This is a genomic window from Sphingomonas pseudosanguinis (assembly GCF_052056765.1).
Classification (GTDB): Bacteria; Pseudomonadota; Alphaproteobacteria; order Sphingomonadales; family Sphingomonadaceae; genus Sphingomonas; species Sphingomonas pseudosanguinis.
Window position 1 is genome coordinate 931,260 of record NZ_CP189888.1, and the last position, 19,476, is coordinate 950,735.

The 19,476-nt window shown below is 66.5% G+C and carries 20 protein-coding genes; 6 read left to right on the forward strand and 14 right to left on the reverse strand.

Features of this window, described 5'->3' with window-relative positions:
• The first annotated feature begins 19 nt into the window (after nt 1-19).
• Complete coding sequence (rpsU, locus tag ACQHGV_RS04240; protein ID WP_007404630.1) at nt 20-226, forward strand: 30S ribosomal protein S21; 207 nt, start codon at nt 20-22, stop codon at nt 224-226.
• 151 nt (nt 227-377) lie between these two features.
• Nucleotides 378-950 (forward strand): FKBP-type peptidyl-prolyl cis-trans isomerase, encoded by a 573-nt coding sequence (locus ACQHGV_RS04245; protein WP_183951029.1) that lies wholly within the window; start codon nt 378-380, stop codon nt 948-950.
• Nucleotides 951-1,667: 717 nt separating this feature from the next.
• Here ACQHGV_RS04245 and ACQHGV_RS04250 read toward each other — a convergent pair.
• The 4 genes from ACQHGV_RS04250 to wecB form a co-directional block, all read right to left on the reverse strand.
• Nucleotides 1,668-1,940: a hypothetical protein gene (locus ACQHGV_RS04250; protein WP_240456035.1), complete on the reverse strand. Its 273-nt coding sequence runs from the start codon at nt 1,938-1,940 to the stop codon at nt 1,668-1,670.
• A gap of 161 nt (nt 1,941-2,101) precedes the next feature.
• Nucleotides 2,102-2,860 (reverse strand): metallophosphoesterase family protein, encoded by a 759-nt coding sequence (locus tag ACQHGV_RS04255; RefSeq protein ID WP_440979561.1) that lies wholly within the window; start codon nt 2,858-2,860, stop codon nt 2,102-2,104.
• A gap of 79 nt (nt 2,861-2,939) precedes the next feature.
• A complete protein-coding gene (wecC, locus tag ACQHGV_RS04260) occupies nt 2,940-4,208 on the reverse strand; it encodes a UDP-N-acetyl-D-mannosamine dehydrogenase (RefSeq protein WP_440979562.1) in 1,269 nt (422 codons plus the stop codon).
• Nucleotides 4,192-5,322, reverse strand: a complete 1,131-nt coding sequence (gene wecB / locus ACQHGV_RS04265) for a non-hydrolyzing UDP-N-acetylglucosamine 2-epimerase (protein WP_440979563.1) — start codon at nt 5,320-5,322, stop codon at nt 4,192-4,194. Before wecB ends, wecC begins: the two co-directional genes overlap by 17 nt.
• Nucleotides 5,323-5,434: 112 nt before the next feature.
• On the opposite strand from wecB, the gene galU reads away from it, so the two are divergent.
• Nucleotides 5,435-6,295 (forward strand): UTP--glucose-1-phosphate uridylyltransferase GalU, encoded by an 861-nt coding sequence (galU, locus tag ACQHGV_RS04270; RefSeq protein ID WP_440979564.1) that lies wholly within the window; start codon nt 5,435-5,437, stop codon nt 6,293-6,295.
• 335 nt (nt 6,296-6,630) lie between these two features.
• On the opposite strand, the gene ACQHGV_RS04275 is transcribed toward galU, so the two are convergent.
• Genes ACQHGV_RS04275 through ACQHGV_RS04310 form a run of 8 tightly spaced genes read right to left on the reverse strand, consistent with a single transcriptional unit; the run spans nt 6,631 to nt 13,188 of the window.
• The gene (locus ACQHGV_RS04275) at nt 6,631-6,978 is read right to left on the reverse strand and encodes a hypothetical protein (protein ID WP_440979565.1); all 348 of its coding nucleotides are present in this window, start codon (nt 6,976-6,978) and stop codon (nt 6,631-6,633) included.
• Nucleotides 6,975-7,733 (reverse strand): HesA/MoeB/ThiF family protein, encoded by a 759-nt coding sequence (locus tag ACQHGV_RS04280; protein WP_440980134.1) that lies wholly within the window; start codon nt 7,731-7,733, stop codon nt 6,975-6,977. Before ACQHGV_RS04280 ends, ACQHGV_RS04275 begins: the two co-directional genes overlap by 4 nt.
• Nucleotides 7,730-8,149, reverse strand: a complete 420-nt coding sequence (locus ACQHGV_RS04285; protein WP_440979566.1) for a hypothetical protein — start codon at nt 8,147-8,149, stop codon at nt 7,730-7,732. The genes ACQHGV_RS04280 and ACQHGV_RS04285 overlap by 4 nt, the downstream gene beginning before the upstream one ends.
• Nucleotides 8,146-8,595, reverse strand: a complete 450-nt coding sequence (gene dut, locus ACQHGV_RS04290) for a dUTP diphosphatase (protein ID WP_440979567.1) — start codon at nt 8,593-8,595, stop codon at nt 8,146-8,148. Before dut ends, ACQHGV_RS04285 begins: the two co-directional genes overlap by 4 nt.
• Nucleotides 8,592-9,785: a bifunctional phosphopantothenoylcysteine decarboxylase/phosphopantothenate--cysteine ligase CoaBC gene (gene coaBC, locus ACQHGV_RS04295; RefSeq protein WP_440979568.1), complete on the reverse strand. Its 1,194-nt coding sequence runs from the start codon at nt 9,783-9,785 to the stop codon at nt 8,592-8,594. Before coaBC ends, dut begins: the two co-directional genes overlap by 4 nt.
• A complete protein-coding gene (locus ACQHGV_RS04300; RefSeq protein ID WP_440979569.1) occupies nt 9,782-10,876 on the reverse strand; it encodes a hypothetical protein in 1,095 nt (364 codons plus the stop codon). Before ACQHGV_RS04300 ends, coaBC begins: the two co-directional genes overlap by 4 nt.
• Nucleotides 10,877-10,878: 2 nt before the next feature.
• Complete coding sequence (gene ubiB / locus ACQHGV_RS04305) at nt 10,879-12,414, reverse strand: 2-polyprenylphenol 6-hydroxylase (protein ID WP_440979570.1); 1,536 nt, start codon at nt 12,412-12,414, stop codon at nt 10,879-10,881.
• Between the two features lie 42 nt (nt 12,415-12,456).
• Nucleotides 12,457-13,188, reverse strand: a complete 732-nt coding sequence (locus tag ACQHGV_RS04310) for a class I SAM-dependent methyltransferase (RefSeq protein ID WP_183951017.1) — start codon at nt 13,186-13,188, stop codon at nt 12,457-12,459.
• A 105-nt stretch (nt 13,189-13,293) separates the two neighbouring features.
• On the opposite strand from ACQHGV_RS04310, the gene mutM reads away from it, so the two are divergent.
• The 3 genes from mutM to dnaA all read left to right on the forward strand — a co-directional run bounded on the left by mutM (nt 13,294) and on the right by dnaA (nt 16,463).
• Nucleotides 13,294-14,109 (forward strand): bifunctional DNA-formamidopyrimidine glycosylase/DNA-(apurinic or apyrimidinic site) lyase, encoded by an 816-nt coding sequence (mutM, locus tag ACQHGV_RS04315; RefSeq protein ID WP_440980135.1) that lies wholly within the window; start codon nt 13,294-13,296, stop codon nt 14,107-14,109.
• 87 nt (nt 14,110-14,196) lie between these two features.
• The gene (rpsT, locus tag ACQHGV_RS04320; protein ID WP_007404699.1) at nt 14,197-14,460 is read left to right on the forward strand and encodes a 30S ribosomal protein S20; all 264 of its coding nucleotides are present in this window, start codon (nt 14,197-14,199) and stop codon (nt 14,458-14,460) included.
• A gap of 473 nt (nt 14,461-14,933) precedes the next feature.
• The gene (dnaA, locus tag ACQHGV_RS04325; RefSeq protein WP_440979571.1) at nt 14,934-16,463 is read left to right on the forward strand and encodes a chromosomal replication initiator protein DnaA; all 1,530 of its coding nucleotides are present in this window, start codon (nt 14,934-14,936) and stop codon (nt 16,461-16,463) included.
• A gap of 417 nt (nt 16,464-16,880) precedes the next feature.
• Here the strand turns inward: dnaA and trpS are convergent, their stop codons facing one another.
• Together trpS and murJ are read right to left on the reverse strand one after the other, a co-directional pair.
• Nucleotides 16,881-17,888, reverse strand: coding sequence for a tryptophan--tRNA ligase (gene trpS, locus ACQHGV_RS04330; RefSeq protein ID WP_440979572.1), 1,008 nt, complete (start codon nt 17,886-17,888; stop codon nt 16,881-16,883).
• An 8-nt stretch (nt 17,889-17,896) separates the two neighbouring features.
• Nucleotides 17,897-19,474 (reverse strand): murein biosynthesis integral membrane protein MurJ, encoded by a 1,578-nt coding sequence (gene murJ, locus ACQHGV_RS04335; RefSeq protein ID WP_440979573.1) that lies wholly within the window; start codon nt 19,472-19,474, stop codon nt 17,897-17,899.
• Between the last annotated feature and the right edge of the window lie 2 nt (nt 19,475-19,476).

Genomic DNA, 19,476 nt, shown 5'->3' on the forward strand with positions numbered 1-19,476 from the left:
GCCGGAGCAATTCGTTTTTATGCAGATCATCGTTCGCGACAACAATGTGGACCAGGCCCTTCGCGCTCTCAAGAAGAAGCTGCAGCGTGAGGGCGTGTATCGCGAGATGAAGCTTCGCCGCCACTATGAGAAGCCCTCGGAAAAGCGCGCTCGCGAGCGTGCGGCGGCTGTCCGTCGTGCCCGCAAGCTGGAGCGCAAGCGCGCCGAGCGCGACGGCGCACGGTAATCGCCTGACGGTCGCCTGGTCCCGTGACTGGCTCGCCTCCGGCGGGCCGGCGCGGGATCGCGATCGTTATGGCCACCGATTCGCCTAGCCGAATCGGCCAGCGCTTTCAGCGCCCATTCCCGAACGCCACCGTACAGAGCGAGAGCCAGGCATGTCCGTAACCGCTGTTCCCCTTCGTCCCGTTCGGCGTTCCTATCTGATCTGGATATGGGTGGCGGTGGCCGCCGCGATCGTCGTCGCCGCGCTGCTGGCGCGTCAGGGCGATGCCGCACTGGTGCGCGAAGCGCGTGGGCCGGGCGTCGTGACGACCGCATCGGGCCTTCAGTACAAGGTGATCGAGCCGGGTCAGGGTGGTCCGCATCCGACCGCGACCGATGTGGCGCTGATCAACTATACCGGTCGCCTGATCGACGGCACCGTCTTCGACAAGTCGCAGCAGCCGGCGCCGATGCCGCTGTCGGGCGTGCTGCCCGGCTTCGCCGAAGCGCTCAAGCTGATGCCTAAGGGCGCCAAGTACCGCTTCTGGCTGCCGGCGAAGATCGGCTATGGCGACAAGGCCGCCGGCGCGATCCCGCCCAACTCGGACCTGGTGTTCGATGTCGAGCTGATCGACTTCATCCCCGAAGCGGTTCTCCGTCAGATGCAGGCGCAGCAGTCGATGATGGGCGGCGGCGCCCCCGGCGCGATCCCCGGTGGTGCCCCCGGCGTACCATCGCCGCGCTGACCCGGGTGGGCCGGTAGACGGCCCTATCGCCAAAAAATGAATGTCGCCGGAGCCTCATGGGGCTCCGGCGATTTTCGTTTGTGGGCGGTTTGGTTGGTGATCGTCTCAAAGAGGAGACGGCTATAGTCCTGTCATTTCGAATCGCCTCGTGACGGACCTTCGCCACCATGGGGGTTGCGATTCGCCGATTCGAGGATGGAGGGCTGTCGATTCTCCCGCATGAGCACGGGCTGCGTCAGGCGACGGGAGCGGCAGGATACCACTGGACGGCATACAAGCACCTATGCGGGGCATTGTGGTGCGTCAATGCGTAGGCCCTATTCGACGGGACCCGCAAGGATATGCGATTGATCGGTGCCGCGGTTTTAAACGACTGAGGCGCTGAACTGTGTCAGGCGCATTTGCGATAGGATGTGTCAACAGAAGCACGACAGCTGAACTAAGCGGGATATTATTCCTCCCCTGCAAGGGGAGGTGGCAGGCCGCAGGCCTGACGGAGGGGTGTCACCGCTAACGAGCGTTCCCTTCCCCGAGGCTAGAGACGCCCCTCAACCATTGTTCAGATGGCTTAGAGAGAGGGAAGGGCGCAATAGCAATCCTGCCCGAGGTCACCCTTCCCGCCGCAACCACAGCCAAGACCGCCCAAGCCACGGACGACAGGCAAAAAAATAGCGGCCCGAAGGCCGCTATTCCTTTCAGCCGTGAGGCTGAAGCAACTTAGTTGCTGTCGGCCGAATCGTCCGAGTCGGCGACGACAACGATGCCGGCGACGACGGCAGCCGCCGCCAGAACGGCGACGAGGATGCCACCACCGGCCAGGCCGTTCTTCTTGGCGGCCGGAGCCGAAGCGCGAACCGACTTCGAAACCGAAAGGCTGGCAGCCGGGTTTGCAGCCATCGCCGGAGCAACGGTCATCGAAACGGCGGCAGCGGCGACGAGATACTTCCCAAGACGCATGTCGAACTCCCTTAAAAATGTCAGCGGGGCCATGGCACGTTAGCCGTACCATGGCAACCCCACCAACGAGTATGGAGCCCTTATGCTCCCATACTGATGCGGCAACGCAACATCGCTTCACCGCTTTGCGGCTATACTGTGCTTTGCCGGGGGAGGGAATGCCCCCACAAACGTTTCGCCTCGGTAAAGAGGCTTCAGGTGGAAAATATCTCCTGCTGGCTTCCCTCCAGCATCAACGCGGTCAGGCGATCGGTCTGATAGGCGCCGGTGTCGATTCCGATGCGGTGCGGCAAGAGCTCGGCCTCGTCCGCAACCGTATGACCATGCACGACAACTTTCTCCAGCAGGCCGCGATGTTCGAGAAAGGCATCGCGAATCCAGCGGGTTTCGGACAGCTTCTGATCGGCGATGGCGACGCCGGGGCGGACGCCGGCATGGACGAAGGCATAATCGCCCAGCACCATGATCTCCTTCAATGCCGCCAGGAACGCGCGGTGCGACGCCGGTACCACCGCGTTCAGCCGCTCGGTCACCTCGACATAATCGAGGCGTTCATATTCCTCGGGCGTCACGCCATAGCTGATCATCGTCTCGCGGCCGCCGACCCGGCAGAACAGGCGCAGCGCCTTGTCCTCGCCGTCCAATGATCGCAACATGATCTCCTCGTGATTGCCCATCAGGCAATGCACATTGGGATCGGCGGCACATAAGGTACGAACGCGCTCGATCACGCCCGCCGAATCGGGGCCGCGATCGACGAGATCACCCAAGAAGATGATGTGCCGTTCGGCCGGCCCGCGCGCGGCATGATCCGCCTCAAGCTGGGAAAGAAGCTGGTCGAGCAGGTCGAGCCGACCATGGATGTCACCAATGGCGTAGACCCGCAGGCCTTCCTCCATGACGGGCACGAATTCGGGCGCGCGTTTGCGCAGATTCAAAAGCTTGGCAAGCATGGGTGATGGTCGATCCGCAACAGGCGGTTGTCCTTAGTCCCCCCGTCCCGTCCACGCAATGCGAGCCGTCAGGGGGCTGTCACGCCTGGTCGGGCCACAGCCCGCGCGTATCCAGCACCGTCTTGCCCCTGCGCTCGTCCAGCGGAACCGAACGGAAGATGTCGTGATCGACTAGAACGACCATCGCCGCACAAGTTTCCAGCGCGGTGTCGATGTCGGTCAGCACGGCGCCGGTCGCGGCGATCGCCGGGGGAAGGGCGGTCGCATAGGGCTCGACGATATGGATACGCGGCCCGAAGCGTTCGGCGAGGGCTTGCGCGACCTTGAGCGCGGGGCTTTCTCGGAAATCGTCGATATTGGCCTTGAACGCCAGGCCCAGGCAGGCGACCGGCTGGCCCGGCGGCTGCGCCTCGACCATCGCGGTCGCGCGGGCGATGACATGGTCGGTCTTGCCGTCATTGACCTCGCGCGCGGTGCGGATCAGCGGCGTGTTGGCGGGGTCGGCGGCGACCAGGAACCAGGGATCGACCGCGATGCAATGGCCGCCGACGCCGGGGCCGGGCGACAGGATATTGACGCGCGGATGGCGGTTGGCCAGCCGGATCACCTCCCACACATCGACGCCCAGCGTGTCGGCGACCAGGCTGAGTTCATTGGCGAAGGCGATATTGACGTCGCGAAACGCGTTCTCGGTCAGCTTCGTCATCTCCGCCGCGCGTGCGGTCGTGGTGACGCAGGCACCACGCACGAAACGCCGGTAAAAGGCTAGCGCCTTGCGCGCGCAGCGCGGCGTGATGCCGCCGATCACCCGGTCATTGTCGATCAGCTCGACCAGAATTCGGCCGGGCAGCACCCGCTCGGGGCAATAGGCGATGGCGATATCGGCCTGTTCCCCCGGTCGGTTGAGCCCGGGCATGGTCAGATCGGAGCGCAGCTCGGCGATCAGGTCGCGCACCTTCTCGGTGGTGCCGACCGGCGAGGTGGATTCGAGGATCACCGTGTCGCCGGTCTTCAACACGGGTGCCACCGCACGCGCGGCGTCGAGGACGAAGGTGATGTCGGGCTGGTGCGCGTCGGTAAACGGGGTCGGCACCGCGATGACGAAGACGTCGGCGGGTGCGACCGTCAGCGAAGCCTTGAGATTGCCGCGCGCGACCACGCCCGAGACGAGGCCGTCGAGATCGACCTCCTCGATATGGACGCGGCCCGAATTGATCGTCTCGACCACCGCGGGGGTCACGTCGACGCCGGTCACCATCGCGCCGGTGCGGGCGATCACGGCGGCGGTCGGCAGGCCGATATAGCCCAGCCCCATGACCGTGACGGAAAATTCAGTGTCCAAGGGCATGGGAAATGATCCTGCTGATACGCTCGGCGGTGTCGCCATCGCCAAAGGGGTTATGCGCCCGCGCCATCGCGGCATAGCGGGTGGGCTCGTCGAGAAGCGCGAAGACCTCCGCAACGATCCGATCCTCGTCGGTGCCGACCAGCCGAGCGGTGCCGGCCGCGACCCCTTCGGGGCGTTCGGTCGTCTCGCGCATCACCAGCACCGGCTTGCCGAGTGCGGGGGCTTCCTCCTGCACCCCGCCTGAATCGGTCAGGACGAGATGCGCGGCGTCGAGCGCGGCGACGAAGTGCGGATAGTCGAGCGGCGCGATGCGCGCGATCGCGGGATGGTCGCTCAGCACCTCGTCCATGACGCTGGCGACATTGGGGTTGGGGTGCATCGGGAAGAGAATGCCGACATCGTCGCGCGCGGCGATCCGGGCGAGCGCGCGGGCGATATGCGCCATGGCATCGCCGAAATTCTCACGGCGATGGGTGGTGACCAGTACGATGCGCTTGCCCGCCATCCGCTCGAATATGGGGGCAAGATCGGCCGCGAGCGCGGGATCGGCGGCAATGCGCGCGCGTGTCCAGTGCAGCGCGTCGATCACGCTGTTGCCGGTGACATGGACCCGGTCGGCGGCGATCCCCTCGTCGCGCAAGGCCGCAGCGGCGGTGTCGGTCGGGGCGAAGTGCAGTGCGGCGATCGGCGCGATCATCCGCCGGTTCACTTCTTCAGGCCAGGGATGATAGATATCGCCCGACCGCAGCCCTGCCTCGACATGCGCGACGGGCACCTTGCGATAATAGGCCGCCAGCGCGCCGGCCATGGCGGTGGCGGTATCGCCCTGGACGACGACCATCGCGGGCCGCTCGGCATCCATCACCGCGCCCAGCCCGGTCAGCAGGCGCGCCGTCAGCCGGTCGAGCGACTGGCCCGGCTCCATCAGGTCCAGATCGTGATCGGGCGTCAGCCCGGCGATCGACAGCACCTGATCGAGCATCCCGCGATGCTGCGCGGTCACGCAGACCCGCACCGGCGCCACGCCCGATGCCGCCAAGTTGCGGATAACAGGGAACAGTTTGATCGCTTCCGGTCTTGTGCCGAAGACGATGAGGATCGGTGCACGCGTCATCGGGCGATTCGTAGCCTGTCGCTTTTAAGGACACGCTAACCGCATCCAAGGGTGCAAGGACTATGTTGCGACGAACGATCCCGCTAGAGGCCGTTTCGTCCAGGGAGGTTTCATGACGATCAAGAAAGTGCGCAAGGCCGTGTTTCCGGTGGCGGGTCTGGGGACGCGATTCCTGCCGGCGACGAAGGCGATGCCCAAGGAAATGCTGACCGTCGTCGACAAGCCGCTGATCCAATATGCGGTCGAGGAAGCGCTCGAAGCCGGCATCGAGCAGATCATCTTCGTCACCGGGCGCGGCAAGGGCGCGCTCGAGGATCATTTCGACATCTCCTACGAGCTGGAAGCCACGATGAAGGCGCGAGGCAAGAGCCTCGCGGTGCTCGACGGCATCCGCCAGAAGCCGGGCAGCCCGGTCTATGTCCGCCAGCAGGAGCCGTTGGGCCTGGGCCATGCGGTATGGTGCGCGCGCGAGATCGTCGGCGACGAGCCGTTCGCGGTGCTGCTGCCCGACGAACTGATGGTCGGCGGCTTCATGAAGCAGATGGTCGAGGCTTATGACCAGGTCGGCGGCAACGTCATCGGCGCGCTGGAAGTGCCCGACAGCGAGACCGACAAATACGGCATCATCTCGCCTGGTAAGCAGGACGGCCGCCTGACCGAGGTCACCGCGCTGGTCGAAAAGCCCAAGGACAAGGCGCCGTCGAACCTGATGATCCCGGGCCGCTACATCCTCCAGCCTGAGGTGATGGACATACTCGACGCGCAGGAGCCCGGCGCGGGCGGCGAGATCCAGCTGACCGATGCGATGGCCAAGCTGATAGGCAAGCAGCCCTTCCATGGCTTCACCTTCGATGGACAGCGTTACGACTGCGGCGACAAGGCCGGCTGGCTGACCGCGAACCTGGCGCTGGGTGTGGCGCGCGAGGACATCGGGCCGGCGGTACGGGAGTTCGCCAAGACGCTGCTCGCCTGATCGAGTTGCTTGTGCATGAAGGGGGCGGGGCCGAAAGGTCGCCGCCCCTTTTCTATTCCTCCCCTGCAAGGGGAGGGGGACCATGCGAAGGATGGTGGTGGGGTGCCCCGGGGGCGATAGAACGAGATGACGTCAGCTTAATCCAATCCGTCATTGCGAGCGCAGCGAAGCAATCCAGAGCGTCTCGCCCGGACATTGGATTGCTTCGCTACGCTCGCAATGACGGACCCATCTCATGTCATCCCTCTCTAAAGTACCGTATCAACCAGCGGTGACACCCCTCCGTCAAGCCTTCGGCCTGCCACCTCCCCTTGCAGGAGAGGAATATGCTGTCCCTACCGGTCCGCGCGCCGGGCGAGCCAGCGGAAGGTCAGCAGGATGACGGTCGGCCACAGCATCGTCGACCACATGTCGAACCAGGATGCCGCCAGATTGCCCTCGTCGGTCGGATAGTAGGGCTGGAGCAGGTCATAGACCTCGTTGGCGGTCTCGATCGCCAGGACGGTCAGCCAGCATCGCCAGTCCCACGGCGCGCGCCGCAGGATCAGGGCCGCGAGCACCAGGATCGCCATGCCGAAATGCGCGTGAAGCGCACTGTCGGGGAGACCGGTGATCTCGCCGATCCAGGATTTGTCACCCGTCCAGTCGAGCCAGCCCGTCGGCGGGGCGGGGGGCGTCTTCACGCCGTCACGCCCGAACAGCGGCAACCCGGGTCCTTGGGCAGCGCCAGCGTCCGGAACCGCATCGACAGCAGGTCCGCGATCAGCACCGAGCCGGCGCTGTCCCGACCGAAGGGCGCAACCGCGCGCAGTGTCTCCAGCGCGGCCAGGCTGCCCATCACGCCGGTGACGGGGCCCAGCACGCCGTCATCGGCGCAGGTCATGCCGGCCTGATCGACCGCATCGCCGACGAAACAGCGGTAACAGGGCTTGTCCGCCTCCCAGCCGCGATAGGTCGCCAGCTGCCCCTCGAACTGGCCGACCGCCGCCGACACGAGCGGGATGCGTAAGCCGAGCGCGGCATCGGCGACGCTCAGCCGGGTCGCGAAATTATCGCATCCGTCGAGCACGACATCCGCGCCGGCAAGTAGGGCCGCGACATTGTCCGGTATCACACGCGTGCGGTGGGTGGTCACCGCGACATGCGGATTGAGCCGCCGGACGAAGGCGGCGGCGGCCTCCACCTTGGGGGTGCCGCGATCCTCGGTCGAAAAGATCGTCTGGCGTTGCAGATTGGACGGCTCGACGACGTCATCGTCGATCAGCGTCAGCGCGCCGATGCCGGCGGCGGCGAGATACTGGATGGCAGGAGAGCCGATGCCGCCCGCCCCGATGACCGCGACCCGCGCCTGCTTCAGCCGAAGCTGGCCGCCGCCGCCGAATTCCCGCAGGACGATGTGACGGGCGTAACGGGCAAGTTCGTCATCGGACAGGATCATCCCGGCCATGTATAGGTGATGACAGTCCGATACCAGCGATCGCCGGTCAGCGTGGCGCGGTAGGGCAGGCGGCGCACCATGCGCTGCGCCGCGCCCGCGCTGAACTGCTCGACCGTTGGACAGCCGATCGCGACCGGCACGATCGTCTCGACGCCATGTTCCGCGTTGAAGCGCAGCGCCAGCGGGGCAACGACCGTGACCTGGCCGCTCTGCGTCGTCTGATGCCGGACACAGCGACCGGCGTTCACCTCGTCACGGACGAAGCGGACCATGTCGTCGCTGGCCGGGGGCAGCGGGATGGCGGGCAGCGTCGACCATTCACGCGGCGGGTTCGAAGGGGTGGGAGCGGCGGGGGGCGGCAAGACCGTCTGGGGTGCCACCGCAGCCTGCACGGCCAGGGCGAGCAACAGGCTCATTGCCCGGTCGATCCGAAACCGCCTGTGCCTCTTTGCGTGTCGTCGAGCGTCTCGACCTCGGTCAGGGTGGCGTGCTGGACGGGGGCGGGGACGAGCTGCGCGATCCGCTCGCCGCGCACGACCGCGAACGGCTCCTGCCCCAGATTGGCCAGGATCACCTTCACCTCGCCGCGATAATCCTCGTCGATCGTGCCCGGCGTGTTGAGGCAGGTGATGCCATGCTTCAACGCCAGTCCCGATCGCGGCCGGACCTGTACCTCATAACCCGGCGGAATGGCGATGGCGAAACCGGTCGCCACGGCGGCGCGCGCGCCCGGTGCCAGCGTCAGGCTTTCGGCGGCGACCACGTCCATGCCGGCCGCGCCGGGGGTCGCATAAGCGGGCAGGGCCAGCCCTTCGCCATGGGGCAAGCGCTTGAGAGCAATCGCGATTGGGGAAAGCGTCATGCCGGCGCTTGTAGCGCATCGGCGATACGTTGCGCGAGTCCCCCCGCCACCGCCTCCTTGGTCATGCGCGTCCAGCTCTCGACGCCATCGGCGGTGATGAGGTGGACCGTGTTGGCCTCGCCGCCGAACACATCCGTGGAGACGTCGTTGGCGACGATCCAGTCGGCGCGCTTGCGGACGCGCTTGGCGATGGCGTGGTCGACGACCTGCTCGGTCTCCGCCGCGAAGCCGACGACCAGCCGGGGGCGGTCGGGGCCGGCGGCGACGCGCGCCAATATGTCGGGGTTCTCGACCAGTGTCAGCGACGGCGCCGCGCCGCCATCCTTCTTGACCTTCTGCCCGGCGGCCTCGACGCGCCAGTCGGCGACGGCGGCGACCATGACAGCGGCGTCGACGGGCAGGGTGGTCTCCACCGCCTCGGCCATCTGGCGCGCGGTCTCGACATCGATGCGGGTGACACCGGCGGGGGTCGGCAGCGTCACCGGCCCGGCGACCAACGTCACCTGCGCGCCCAGCCGTGCGAGTGCCCCCGCCACCGCGAAGCCCTGCCGCCCCGAGGAGCGGTTGGCGATATAGCGCACCGGGTCGATCGGTTCATGCGTGGGGCCGGCGGTGACCAGGATGTGACGCCCGGCCAGCGGCTGCGCTCCGGGGGCGGGGCTTAGCATATCCTCGATCGCCGCCAGGATCGCGGACGGTTCGGGCAGGCGACCGGGACCGAATTCGCCGCAGGCCATCGCGCCTTTGTCGGGGGCCATGACCGTCACCCCGTCCGCGCGCAATTGCGCGACGTTGCGTTGCGTCGCGGGGTGGAGCCACATGCGGACGTTCATCGCCGGCGCGACCAGCACCGGCGTATCGGTCGCCAGCAGCAGGGTCGTCGCCAGATCATCGGCATGGCCGTTCGCCATCCGCGCCATCAGGTCGGCGGTGCCGGGCGCGACCACGACCAGATCGGCCTCGCGGCTGAGCTGGATATGCCCCATCTCCGCCTCGTCCTTCAGGTCCCACAGGGTGGTGAAGACCTGGTTCTCGGACAAGGCGGCCAGAGTCATCGGTGTGACGAAATGGCTGCCCCCCTCGGTCAGCACGCATCGAACGCTATGCCCGGCCTTGCGGAGGAGGCGGATCAGCTCGCAACTCTTATAGGCCGCGATGCCGCCGCCGACGATCAACAGGATATGGCTCATCGTACCACTCGCTTCACGGTGATGCGGCGGCGCGCGCGCACCGCGACGAACAGGTCACGCAGGGCATCGGGGGCGAAGACCAGCCCCAGGAACAGCAGCGGCGACAGCATCAGCAGAAACCCCGCACCCCCGGTCAGTATCGCCGCCAGCGCATAGGCCGCCAGCGTGACACCGGCCCTGCGCGCGACCGGCTGCCGCCAATGCACCCAGCCCAAGGCCGCCAGCACACCCAGTGGCAGGACGAGCCACAGCGGCAGGAAGCCGATCGCGCCGGCCGAGGCGATAGCGGCGATCAGCGTTCCCGGTGACAGGATCGACAGAATATCCCCCATGGCGGGATCGATGGCGGTCACCGCGGCATTCAGGGCATGGGCATGCGCGGCCAGCACCAGCAGGAATAGCGCGATGGCGATGATCCACCCGATTACCTCCTGCCGCGCGCGCGCCTGCCAGGCGAGGATCAGCATGATCAGCGCATGGAGCAGCGCCACCGGGGTCAGGATCATCGCGGCCAGACCCAGCGCGATCGCGGTCGGCATCGCTTGCGGCCGGCGCTGAACCAGCGACAGCGCGATCAGCAGCGCGGCCCAGCTTTCCGGCACCACGCTCATCGGCCAGGCGACCAGCGGATACAGCCCCGCGACCGCCAGTATCAGTGCCAGGCCCCATGCGATCGGCTGGTCGAGCAGGGGGCGCCAGCGCCGCGCCCAGGCGATCACGACCCCCAGCCCCAACAGGACCAGCAGGCCGTCGCCCAGCGCCGGGGGCAGCGCGGCGAGCGCCACGGGAAGCGCGGGCAGGGGCACCGCGATCAGCGCCGGGCGGAGCGGCTGCTCATTCTCGCGCAGCGTATCGATCGCCGCTGCATAGAAGGGCTGGCCGTGACGGACATGGTCGATGATAGTGACCGGCACCGGCGCCAGCCGATCGACCAGCGGGATGATGGGGGCTTGCGTCGCCCATGCCAGCAGGATCAGCAGCAGCACGAACCCCAGCACGCCGCCCGCCACCATCGGCGACAGGCCCGTCAGCCGGCCGGCTTGGGCCAGCCAGAGCGGACGCGGACGGGTGGGGGGCGTGCTGCCCGCCATCGTTACCGAAGCAGGGCCAGCGTCGCCGCGACCCCGGCCGCCGCCGAGGCCATCGACAACAGCGCATAGCGCCAGCCGCCGCCCATCCGGACGACCTCGATCTGCTTGAGCGGCGGGGCGGGTGGCTCGCCGCCCGGTGCCGGATAGCGCGCCTCGATCCGGCGGACCAGTTCGGGCAGACGTGCGATGGTGCGGACATCCTCGATCAGCCGGTCGGCGATCTTGGCTTCGGGGCCGAGTTCGGTTCTGATCCATTCGCGCACGAACGGCGCGGCCGAGTCCCACAGGTTGATGTCGGGGTCGAGGCTGGTCGCCACGCCCTCGACCATCACCATGGTCTTTTGGAGGAGCAGCAGATGCGGCTGCGTCACCATGTCGAAATCGCGGGTGATCGAGAACAAACCGTCGAGCATCATGCCGATCGACATGTCCTTGACCGGCAGGCCACGCATAGGCTCGCCCACCGCCCGCAGCGCGGTGGCGAACTCGGCGACATTGTGGTGGGGGGGGACGTAACCCGCCTCGAAATGGATCTCGGCGACGCGCTTATAATTGCCGGTGATCAGGCCATAGAGGATCTCGGCCAGCCACACCCGCGCGCGCCGGTCGATCCGGCCCATGATGCCGAAGTCGATCGCGGCGATCTTGTTGCCGGGCAGCGCGAACAGATTGCCCTGATGCATGTCGGCGTGGAAGAAGCCTTCCGCGATCGCCTGGCGCAGGAAGGCGCGGACCAGCGTCTGGGCGAGGTGCGGCAGGTCGTATCCCGCCTCGACCAGCGCCTGTCGGTTGGACAGCTTGATCCCGTCGATCCACTCGACCGTCAGCACCTTGGCGGTCGAGCGCGCCCAGTCGATCTGCGGCACGACGAAATCGGGTTCGGCGGTCATCGATTCGGCGAGTTCGGAGGCCGAGGCCGCCTCGCGCCGGAAGTTCAGTTCGCGCAGCGTCCAGCGGCGGAAATTCTCGACGGTCAGGCGCGGGCGCAGACGGGCGGCCTCGCCGCTCATACCCTCGACCTGCGCGGCGGCCCATTGATAGGTGTCGATGGCGCGGGTGAAGTCGTCCTCGACGCCGGGTCGCAGCACCTTGACCGCGACCGTGCGGCCATCGGTGGTCACCGCGCGGTGGACCTGCGCGATCGAGGCGGCACCGACCGGCGTTTCCTCGATCGATGCGAAGAAATGCGAGGGCGGCCGGCCCATGCTCGCCTCCATCGCGGCGCAGATCGTCGCGAAGGGGACGGGGGGCAGCTGGTCCTGCAGGCGCAGCAGATCGTGCGCGGCTTCCTCGCCGACCAGATCGGGGCGTGTCGCCAGCGTCTGTCCAAGCTTGATCGCGGCCGGGCCGATCGCCTGGAACGCATCGGCATAAGCGGGCTTCGCCGGCACGCGTGCGCCGAAACGGGCGACGCGCGCCAGCCGGCGCACGGGCGCCGGCGTATTGGGATCACGTTCGATCCCCCGCAGCGCGCCATGCCGCGCCAGCGTCCGCCCCCATTTGAGCAGACGCCAGAGATGCACCACCGGCTGGGTCACAGCGCGAACCTCACAGGGCGAATCCGCCCGGACTTCCTCGCATCAAATCTTCCAACCCGAATGGATTGCGACCAGGCCGCCCATGATCGGCTCGACCTTGGTTTCGACGAAGCCCGCCTCGCGGATCATCTTCTCGAAGGTCGGCATGTCGGGGAAGCGGCGGATCGATTCGATCAGATAGCGATAGCTGTCCGCATCGCCCGCCAGCATCTGGCCCAGCTTGGGCACCAGCTTGTGCGAATAGGCGTCATACACCTCGGAGAAACCCGGCCAGACGGTGGTCGAGAATTCCAGGCAGAAGAATCGCCCGCCACGCCGCAGGACGCGGTGCGCTTCCTTCAGTGCCGCCGGAATGTCGGTGACGTTGCGGATGCCGAACGCGATCGTATAGGCGTCGAAGAAACGGTCGGGGAAGGTCAGCACCTCGGCATTGGCCTCGGTCCAGACCAGCTCGTCGAACCCGCGTTCCGCCGCGCGCTTCATGCCGACCTCCAGCATCGCCGGATTGATGTCGGCGACCGTGATGCTGGCCCCCGACTCGGCCAGGCGGAAGGCGATGTCGCCGGTGCCGCCCGCCATGTCGAGGATCTGGTCGCTGGCGCGGGGCTTCACCCGGCGGACGAAGCGATCCTTCCACAGCCGGTGCATGCCGCCCGACATGGCATCGTTCATCAGGTCGTATTTGGAGGCGACGTTGGTGAACACGCCGCCGACGCGGGCGGCCTTTTCGTCGCGGGGTACATCTTCATAGCCGAAGGACACGGTATCGCTCATGCAAGATGCCCTAGCCCGGCCTTGCTGGCGGGGCAAACGCTACCTAGCTGTTTGGCTGAGGAAAGCGCCGACATGCCGCGCTTTCGTGAGATGGCCCGAGAGACGATGCCCGAACTGCCCGAGGTCGAAACCACCGTGCGCGGCCTGACCCCCGTGCTGGCCGATGCGCGGCTGACGCTGGTCGAGCCGCGCCGCGCCGATCTGCGCCATCCCTTTCCCGCCGATCTGCGCCAGCGGATGACGGGGGCACGCGTTACGGGGCTGGGCCGGCGCGCCAAATATGGCCTGATCGACACCGATCGCGGCGACACGATGATCTTCCATCTGGGCATGTCGGGCCGCTGGCGGATCGATCCGGGCGAGCCGCAGACGCACGACCATCTGCTCTTGGAGACCGAGGCGGGGCGGCGGCTGGCGTTGAACGATCCGCGCCGATTCGGCTTCGTCGATCTGTGGCCGACCGCCGAGCTGATCGCCTATCCGCCCTTCCTCGCCATGGGGCTCGAACCGCTCAGCGCGGATTTTAACGCCGCCTATCTGGCCGAGCGGCTGGCGGGCCGCATCGCGCCGATCAAGGCGATGCTGCTCGATCAGCGAGTCGTGGCAGGCCTCGGCAATATCTATGTGTGCGAGGCGCTGCACATGGCGGGCATCTCGCCGGGCCGCGCGGGCGGACAGATTTCCAAGGCGCGGCTGGCGCGACTGGTCGATGCGATCCGCGCCGTGCTGAACGCCGCGATCCTGGCGGGCGGTTCGTCCTTGCGCGATTATGTCCGGCCCGACGGCGAATTAGGCTATTTCTCCAAGGAGTGGCGGGTCTATGGGCGTGAGGGCGATCCTTGCGAATGCGGGGCCATCGTCCGGCGTCGGAGTGATTCGGGGCGCTCCACCTTCTACTGTGCGAGTTGCCAGCGCAGTTGACGGCGGCTCCGCCAACCGGTAAGGGGCGCGGCTTCAAAGCTGGTGCGTCGCGCCGCTATCCCTTTTGATCGAAATTTAGAGGTTTTCATGGCGAACACGCCGCAGGCCAAAAAGCGTATCCGTCGTAACGAGCGTCGCGCCGTCATCAACGGCAACCGCGTCAGCCGCATCCGCACCTTCGTGAAGAAGGTCGAAGCCGCGCTGGCCGCTGGCGACAAGGAAACCGCGACGGTTGCTCTGGCCGCGGCGCAGCCCGAAATGGCGCGCGGCGTCGCCAAGGGCGTGCTTCACAAGAACACCGTGGCGCGTAAGTTCTCGCGCCTGACCAAGCGCATCGCCGCGCTGGCCTAAACGCCTCTATCAGCGACGAATGAAACCCGCCGGGGGCGGCCCCGGCGGGTTTTTTCGTGCCTCTGCGGCATAGGTTAAGCTTCGCCGATCGGGCGAAGCCAAGGAACAATTGCGCCTTTCGTGCAACACTAGGATTCCCGGCGATTCGAGTGTGGGGGTCTTTGCGTGTCCGTGCGCCATTATCCTTAATATCTTGCAATATCAGTGACTTGTAAGATTGTCGGACGGGTTTCTGCGGGCTTTTGGCTGTCAATCCGGTTTATTTCAGATTTATGGCCGGACATGGTCTTGATCAGACCCCCTCATGGCTCATAATCGGTTTCCCAGCAGCGGTGCTTCGTCGCCGCGTCATGGAAATGGCGAATTGACATAACCGGGCCGAGTCCAGGTCGGATTCGCCCATGGGGCTCTTGTCGCCGAGTGGAATTGGGGTCGGTCGCTGATGCGGCGGCCGAGTAGGATGGAGTGTGCGGGTGACCAATTGGCAGGCAACGCGACCGACGTCGGACCAGGCCCGTGCCTGGGCGCGCGTCCGCGCGAACCTGCGCGAATCGGCCGGCGCCCGCCTGTTCGACCAGTGGCTGAAGCCGATGGAACTGATCGAGGGCGATGAGCCGGACACGGTCCGCCTCGCGCTCCCGTCGGCCTTTGCGACCAATTGGGTGCGCAGCCATTATGCCGACCGCCTGCACCTCGAATTCAAAGCGGTACTTCCCGAAGTGCGCGCCGTGATGCTCGAGACCCGTGCGCCGTCGCGTGCGGCCAAGCTGACCAGTGTCGAAGCCGTGGAGCCCGCCCCGGCGCCCCGCCCGGCCGCGCTGCGCGCCGAAGCGGCCCCCAGCCTGGTCGAATCGGACGAGCAGCCCTCGCTGTTCGGTGCGCCCGCCGCACCCGCGCCCGCCAAGCCGGCGCGTGCGACCACGGCGTCGCGTGCGGCCAAGGCGGACGTCGCTGCCCCCGCCGCACCGCGCACCCCCAGCGACCGGCCGCCGCTCGATCCCCGGCTGACCTTCGACCGATTCGTCGTCGATTCGTCGAACCGCGTCGCGTTCAACGCCGCCCTCTCGCTCGCCGAGCCGGGCCCGCCGCGCTTCAGCCCGCTGTTCCTCCATGGCGGCACGGGGCAGGGCAAGACCCATCTGATGCACGCCATCGCGCATGCCTTCCTCGAATCGCATCCCGAGGCGGTCGTACTGTGCATGTCGGCCGAGCGGTTCATGTTCGATTTCGTCGCGGCAATGCGCGCCCGCGACACGCACAGCTTCAAGTCGCGGCTGCGCTCGGCCGATCTGCTGCTGATCGACGATCTGCAGTTCATCGCCGGCAAGGATTCGACCCAGGAGGAATTTTTCCACACGGTCAACGAGCTGGTCAGCGCGGGCAAGCGACTGGTCATCTCCGCCGACCGCTCGCCCCAGTCGCTCGACGGGGTGGAGCCGCGCATCATCGGTCGCCTGGGCGCGGGGCTGGTCGCCGACATCAAAGCACCCGACCTGACGCTGCGCCGCACGATCCTCAACCGCAAGGTCGCCGACCTCCCCGAGGCGGTGCCGAACGACGTGCTCGACCTGCTGGCGTCGCGGATTCGCGGCAATATCCGCGAACTGGAGGGCGCACTGAACCGCGTCGTCGCCTATGCGCAGCTGACCGGCGACAAGATCGACCTGGAATTCGCGGTCGCCACCTTGGGCGAAGTGCTGCGCGGTGCGCAGCGGCGAATCACCATCGACGAGATCCAGAAGCTGGTGAGCCGTCATTTCGAGCTGAAGCCACTCGATCTGGTCTCGGCCCGCCGCGCCCGCGCGATCGCCCGTCCGCGCCAGATCGCCATGTATCTCGCCAAGCGCCTGACCACCCGCTCGCTGCCCGAGATCGGTCGCAAGTTCGGCGGGCGCGATCACTCGACCGTGATCTATGCGGTGCGCAAGATCGAGGAATTGCGTGATACCGACCGCGATATCGATAATGCGGTGCGGGTGTTGATGAAGGAACTGGAGGGCTGAGGTCCGTTTGGGTCGGGTTCGGGGCGTGACCTTCGACTTCGCTCAGGCTGAACGGAGGTCGGGCAAGGATCAGCTAAGCCGGGTCGGCGTTCAGGCCACCCTACCTTTTTCCTCCCCTGTAAGGGGAGGGGGACCATCCGAAGGATGGTGGAGGGGTGTCACCGGTGGCGAGGCAAGTCTGCTCTTACCAACCGTGACACCCCTCCGTCAGGCCTTCGGCCTGCCACCTCCCCTTGCAGGGGAGGAATAGAATGAATGTCGATCCGCTCTAATGAAAGCTCAAGCCCGGCTCCATTCAGCCTGAGCCCTTGGGCTTGCTGGCAAGCCATCGGCTCAGGATAAATGCCAAAGTCGAAGGCCACGCCACTCAGCAGCCAAAACCCCGTCACCCGAACCGGGCAACGGGGCCAGGGGTCATTAGATCTGCAACCCCATGGTCCGCTGCACGTCGAGCAGCATCGGCGCGGCGAGGTTACGCGCCTTTTCGGCACCGCGCTCCAGGATGCGGCCCACTTCGCCGCGATCGTCGAGCAACCGCGTCAGCCGCTCGCGGATCGGACCCAATGTCGCCACCGCTAGATCGGCCAGCTCGGGCTTGAAGGCACCGAAGCCCTTGCCCGCGAACTGCGTCAGCACGTCCGCCGGCGCCCGGTCGGCCATGGCGGCATAGATGGTGATCAGGTTGCGCGCCTCGGCCCGGCCTTCCAGCCCGTCCAGCGTCTCGGGGAGCACGTCCGGGTCGGTCTTGGCCTTGCGGAACTTCTCGGCGATCTGGTCATCGGTGTCGATCAGCTTGACCAGCGACATTTCCGACGGGTTCGACTTGGACATCTTCGAGGTGCCGTCGCGTAGGGACATGATTCGCGGGGCGGCGGCGCTGATCAGCGGTTCGGGCAGCGTGAAGACCTCGCGGCCATAGTCGTTGTTGAACTTGGTCGCGATGTCGCGCGCCAGCTCCAGATGCTGCTTCTGGTCCTCGCCCACGGGCACATGGGTGGCGTTGTAGAGCAGCACGTCGGCCGCCATCAGCACCGGGTAATCATACAGTCCGACGCTGGCGCCCTCGCGGTTCTTGCCCGCCTTGTCCTTGAACTGGGTCATGCGGTTCAGCCAGCCGACGCGCGCGACATTGTTCAGCAGCCAGCTCAGCTCGCTATGCTGCGGCACGCGGGTCTGGTTGAACAGGATCGAGCGTTCGGGGTCGATCCCGGCCGCGATCAGGGTCGCCGTCATCTCGATGGTGTTGGCCGCCATGTCGGCGGGCACGATCCATTCGGTCAGGCCGTGCAGGTCGGCGATGAAGTACATCGTCTCGCCGCCCTTGGCCTGGATGTCGTCCTGCATCGCCACCCACTGCTTCACGGCGCCCAGATAATTGCCGAGATGAAGGTTGCCCGTGGGCTTGATGCCGGAAACGACGCGCATGATGGTCCTCAACTGTTGCGGCGAACGAGCCGCTTGATGTCTCCGAGACGGAAGGCGCCCGTCGCGAAGGTCGCGACCGCATAGACCAGCATCCCCGTCGCGACCAGCACGATGAGCGCGCCCCAGCGCTCCAGGTTGGTGCCGGTCACATAGGGCTGGAAGCGTTCGTTGAGCAGTGCCATCGCCCCGCCCATCAGGATGGCGGCAACCAGCATCCGCCAGCTGCGCCGCCGCAACTGTGCATCCGCGACGAAATGCCCGCGCCGCGCCAGCGTGCGATAGAGCAGCACGACATTGACCGTCGAGGCGATGGCGGTCGCCAGCGGCGGCCCCATATGGCCCAGCCACCAGATGAAGATCAGGTTCAGCACCAGATTGACCAGCATCGACCAGGTCGCAAAGCGCACCGGCGTCCGCGTGTCGGCGCGCGCGTAATAGCCGGGCGTCAACACCTTCACGAGGATGTAGCTGGGCAGCCCGATCGAGAAGGCGGCTAGCGCCTGCGCGGTGTAATAGCTGTTGGTCGCGGTGAACTTGCCATGTTCGAACAGCGCGGCGACGATCGGCTGGCCGCAGACGATCAGCGCGACGGTCGCGGGCAGGGTGAGCAGCAGCGCCAGTTCCATGCCGCGGTTTTGCGTCTCCATCGCCTCCACTTCCTTACCTGCGCCCAGAAGACGCGAGACGGTGGGGAGTAGGACGGTGCCCAGCCCGATGCCGATCAGCCCCAACGGCAACTGGTTCAGCCGGTCGGCGGCATAGATGTACGACACCGACCCCGCTGGCAGGAAGCGCGCGGCAAGCGCGGTCGAGATGACGAGGTTGATCTGCACCGCGCCCGCACCGGCGGCGGCGGGCAGAATCAGTTTCATCAGGCGCTTGACGTCGTCGTTGATGACCGGCCGCTTCAGCCGGAGCCGGACGCCCGCCTGTCGGCACGCCCACCAGAGCCACACGAATTGCAGGATGCCCGCGACCGTCACCGCGATCGCCTGATTGCGTGCGGTCGTCATCGGGTCGTGCGTGTGGAAGAACAGCAGGGCTACGATCAGCGTCAGGTTGAGCAGGATCGGCGCGGCCGCATTCACCCAGAAGCGGTGCAGCGAATTGAGGATGCCGCCCAGGAGCGACACCAAGCTGATGAACAGTAGATAGGGAAAGGTCAGCCGGTTGAGCAGCACGATGTAATCGAACTGCGCCGAGCTGCCCTTGCCATAGCCGAAGGTCTGAACCCAGGTGACGGGCCAGGCGGCCAGTTCGACCAGCACGGTCATGACGATCAGGATGGGAAGCAGGACCGAGAGCGCATTCTCGGCAAAGGCCAGGCCATGCGTCAGCCCCGACCCTTCCGCCGCCTTGTCCCCTTCGGCCACCTTGCGGTTGAACATCGGGATGAAGGCGGCAGAAAAGGCGCCCTCGGCGAAGAGGGCGCGGAACATGTTGGGCAGGCGAAACGCGATCTGGAACGCATCGGAGGCGAAGTTCGCGCCCACGAAGCGGAAGAACAGCGAGTCGCGAACCAGACCAAGCACGCGGCTGGCCAGAGTCAGCCCGCCGACCGAGCCCAGCGCCTTGGTCAGGTTCATAT

Bases quoted from the DNA above. Each gene is read 5' to 3' on its own strand.
- ACQHGV_RS04250 (WP_240456035.1), bottom strand. From the start codon at position 1,940: ATGGCCCCGCTGACATTTTTAAGGGAGTTCGACATGCGTCTTGGGAAG.
- murJ (WP_440979573.1), bottom strand. From the start codon at position 19,474: ATGAACCTGACCAAGGCGCTGGGCTCGGTCGGCGGGCTGACTCTGGCC.
- ACQHGV_RS04300 (WP_440979569.1), bottom strand. From the start codon at position 10,876: ATGGCGGGCAGCACGCCCCCCACCCGTCCGCGTCCGCTCTGGCTGGCC.
- ACQHGV_RS04285 (WP_440979566.1), bottom strand. From the start codon at position 8,149: ATGAGCCTGTTGCTCGCCCTGGCCGTGCAGGCTGCGGTGGCACCCCAG.
- ACQHGV_RS04255 (WP_440979561.1), bottom strand. From the start codon at position 2,860: ATGCTTGCCAAGCTTTTGAATCTGCGCAAACGCGCGCCCGAATTCGTG.
- trpS (WP_440979572.1), bottom strand. From the start codon at position 17,888: ATGCGCGTCGTTTCCGGCATCAAGCCCACGGGCAACCTTCATCTCGGC.
- ACQHGV_RS04310 (WP_183951017.1), bottom strand. From the start codon at position 13,188: ATGAGCGATACCGTGTCCTTCGGCTATGAAGATGTACCCCGCGACGAA.
- wecB (WP_440979563.1), bottom strand. From the start codon at position 5,322: ATGACGCGTGCACCGATCCTCATCGTCTTCGGCACAAGACCGGAAGCG.
- wecC (WP_440979562.1), bottom strand. From the start codon at position 4,208: ATGCCCTTGGACACTGAATTTTCCGTCACGGTCATGGGGCTGGGCTAT.
- dut (WP_440979567.1), bottom strand. From the start codon at position 8,595: ATGACGCTTTCCCCAATCGCGATTGCTCTCAAGCGCTTGCCCCATGGC.
- galU (WP_440979564.1), top strand. From the start codon at position 5,435: ATGACGATCAAGAAAGTGCGCAAGGCCGTGTTTCCGGTGGCGGGTCTG.
- rpsU (WP_007404630.1), top strand. From the start codon at position 20: ATGCAGATCATCGTTCGCGACAACAATGTGGACCAGGCCCTTCGCGCT.
- ACQHGV_RS04280 (WP_440980134.1), bottom strand. From the start codon at position 7,733: ATGATCCTGTCCGATGACGAACTTGCCCGTTACGCCCGTCACATCGTC.
- mutM (WP_440980135.1), top strand. From the start codon at position 13,294: ATGCCCGAACTGCCCGAGGTCGAAACCACCGTGCGCGGCCTGACCCCC.
- coaBC (WP_440979568.1), bottom strand. From the start codon at position 9,785: ATGAGCCATATCCTGTTGATCGTCGGCGGCGGCATCGCGGCCTATAAG.
- ACQHGV_RS04245 (WP_183951029.1), top strand. From the start codon at position 378: ATGTCCGTAACCGCTGTTCCCCTTCGTCCCGTTCGGCGTTCCTATCTG.
- rpsT (WP_007404699.1), top strand. From the start codon at position 14,197: ATGGCGAACACGCCGCAGGCCAAAAAGCGTATCCGTCGTAACGAGCGT.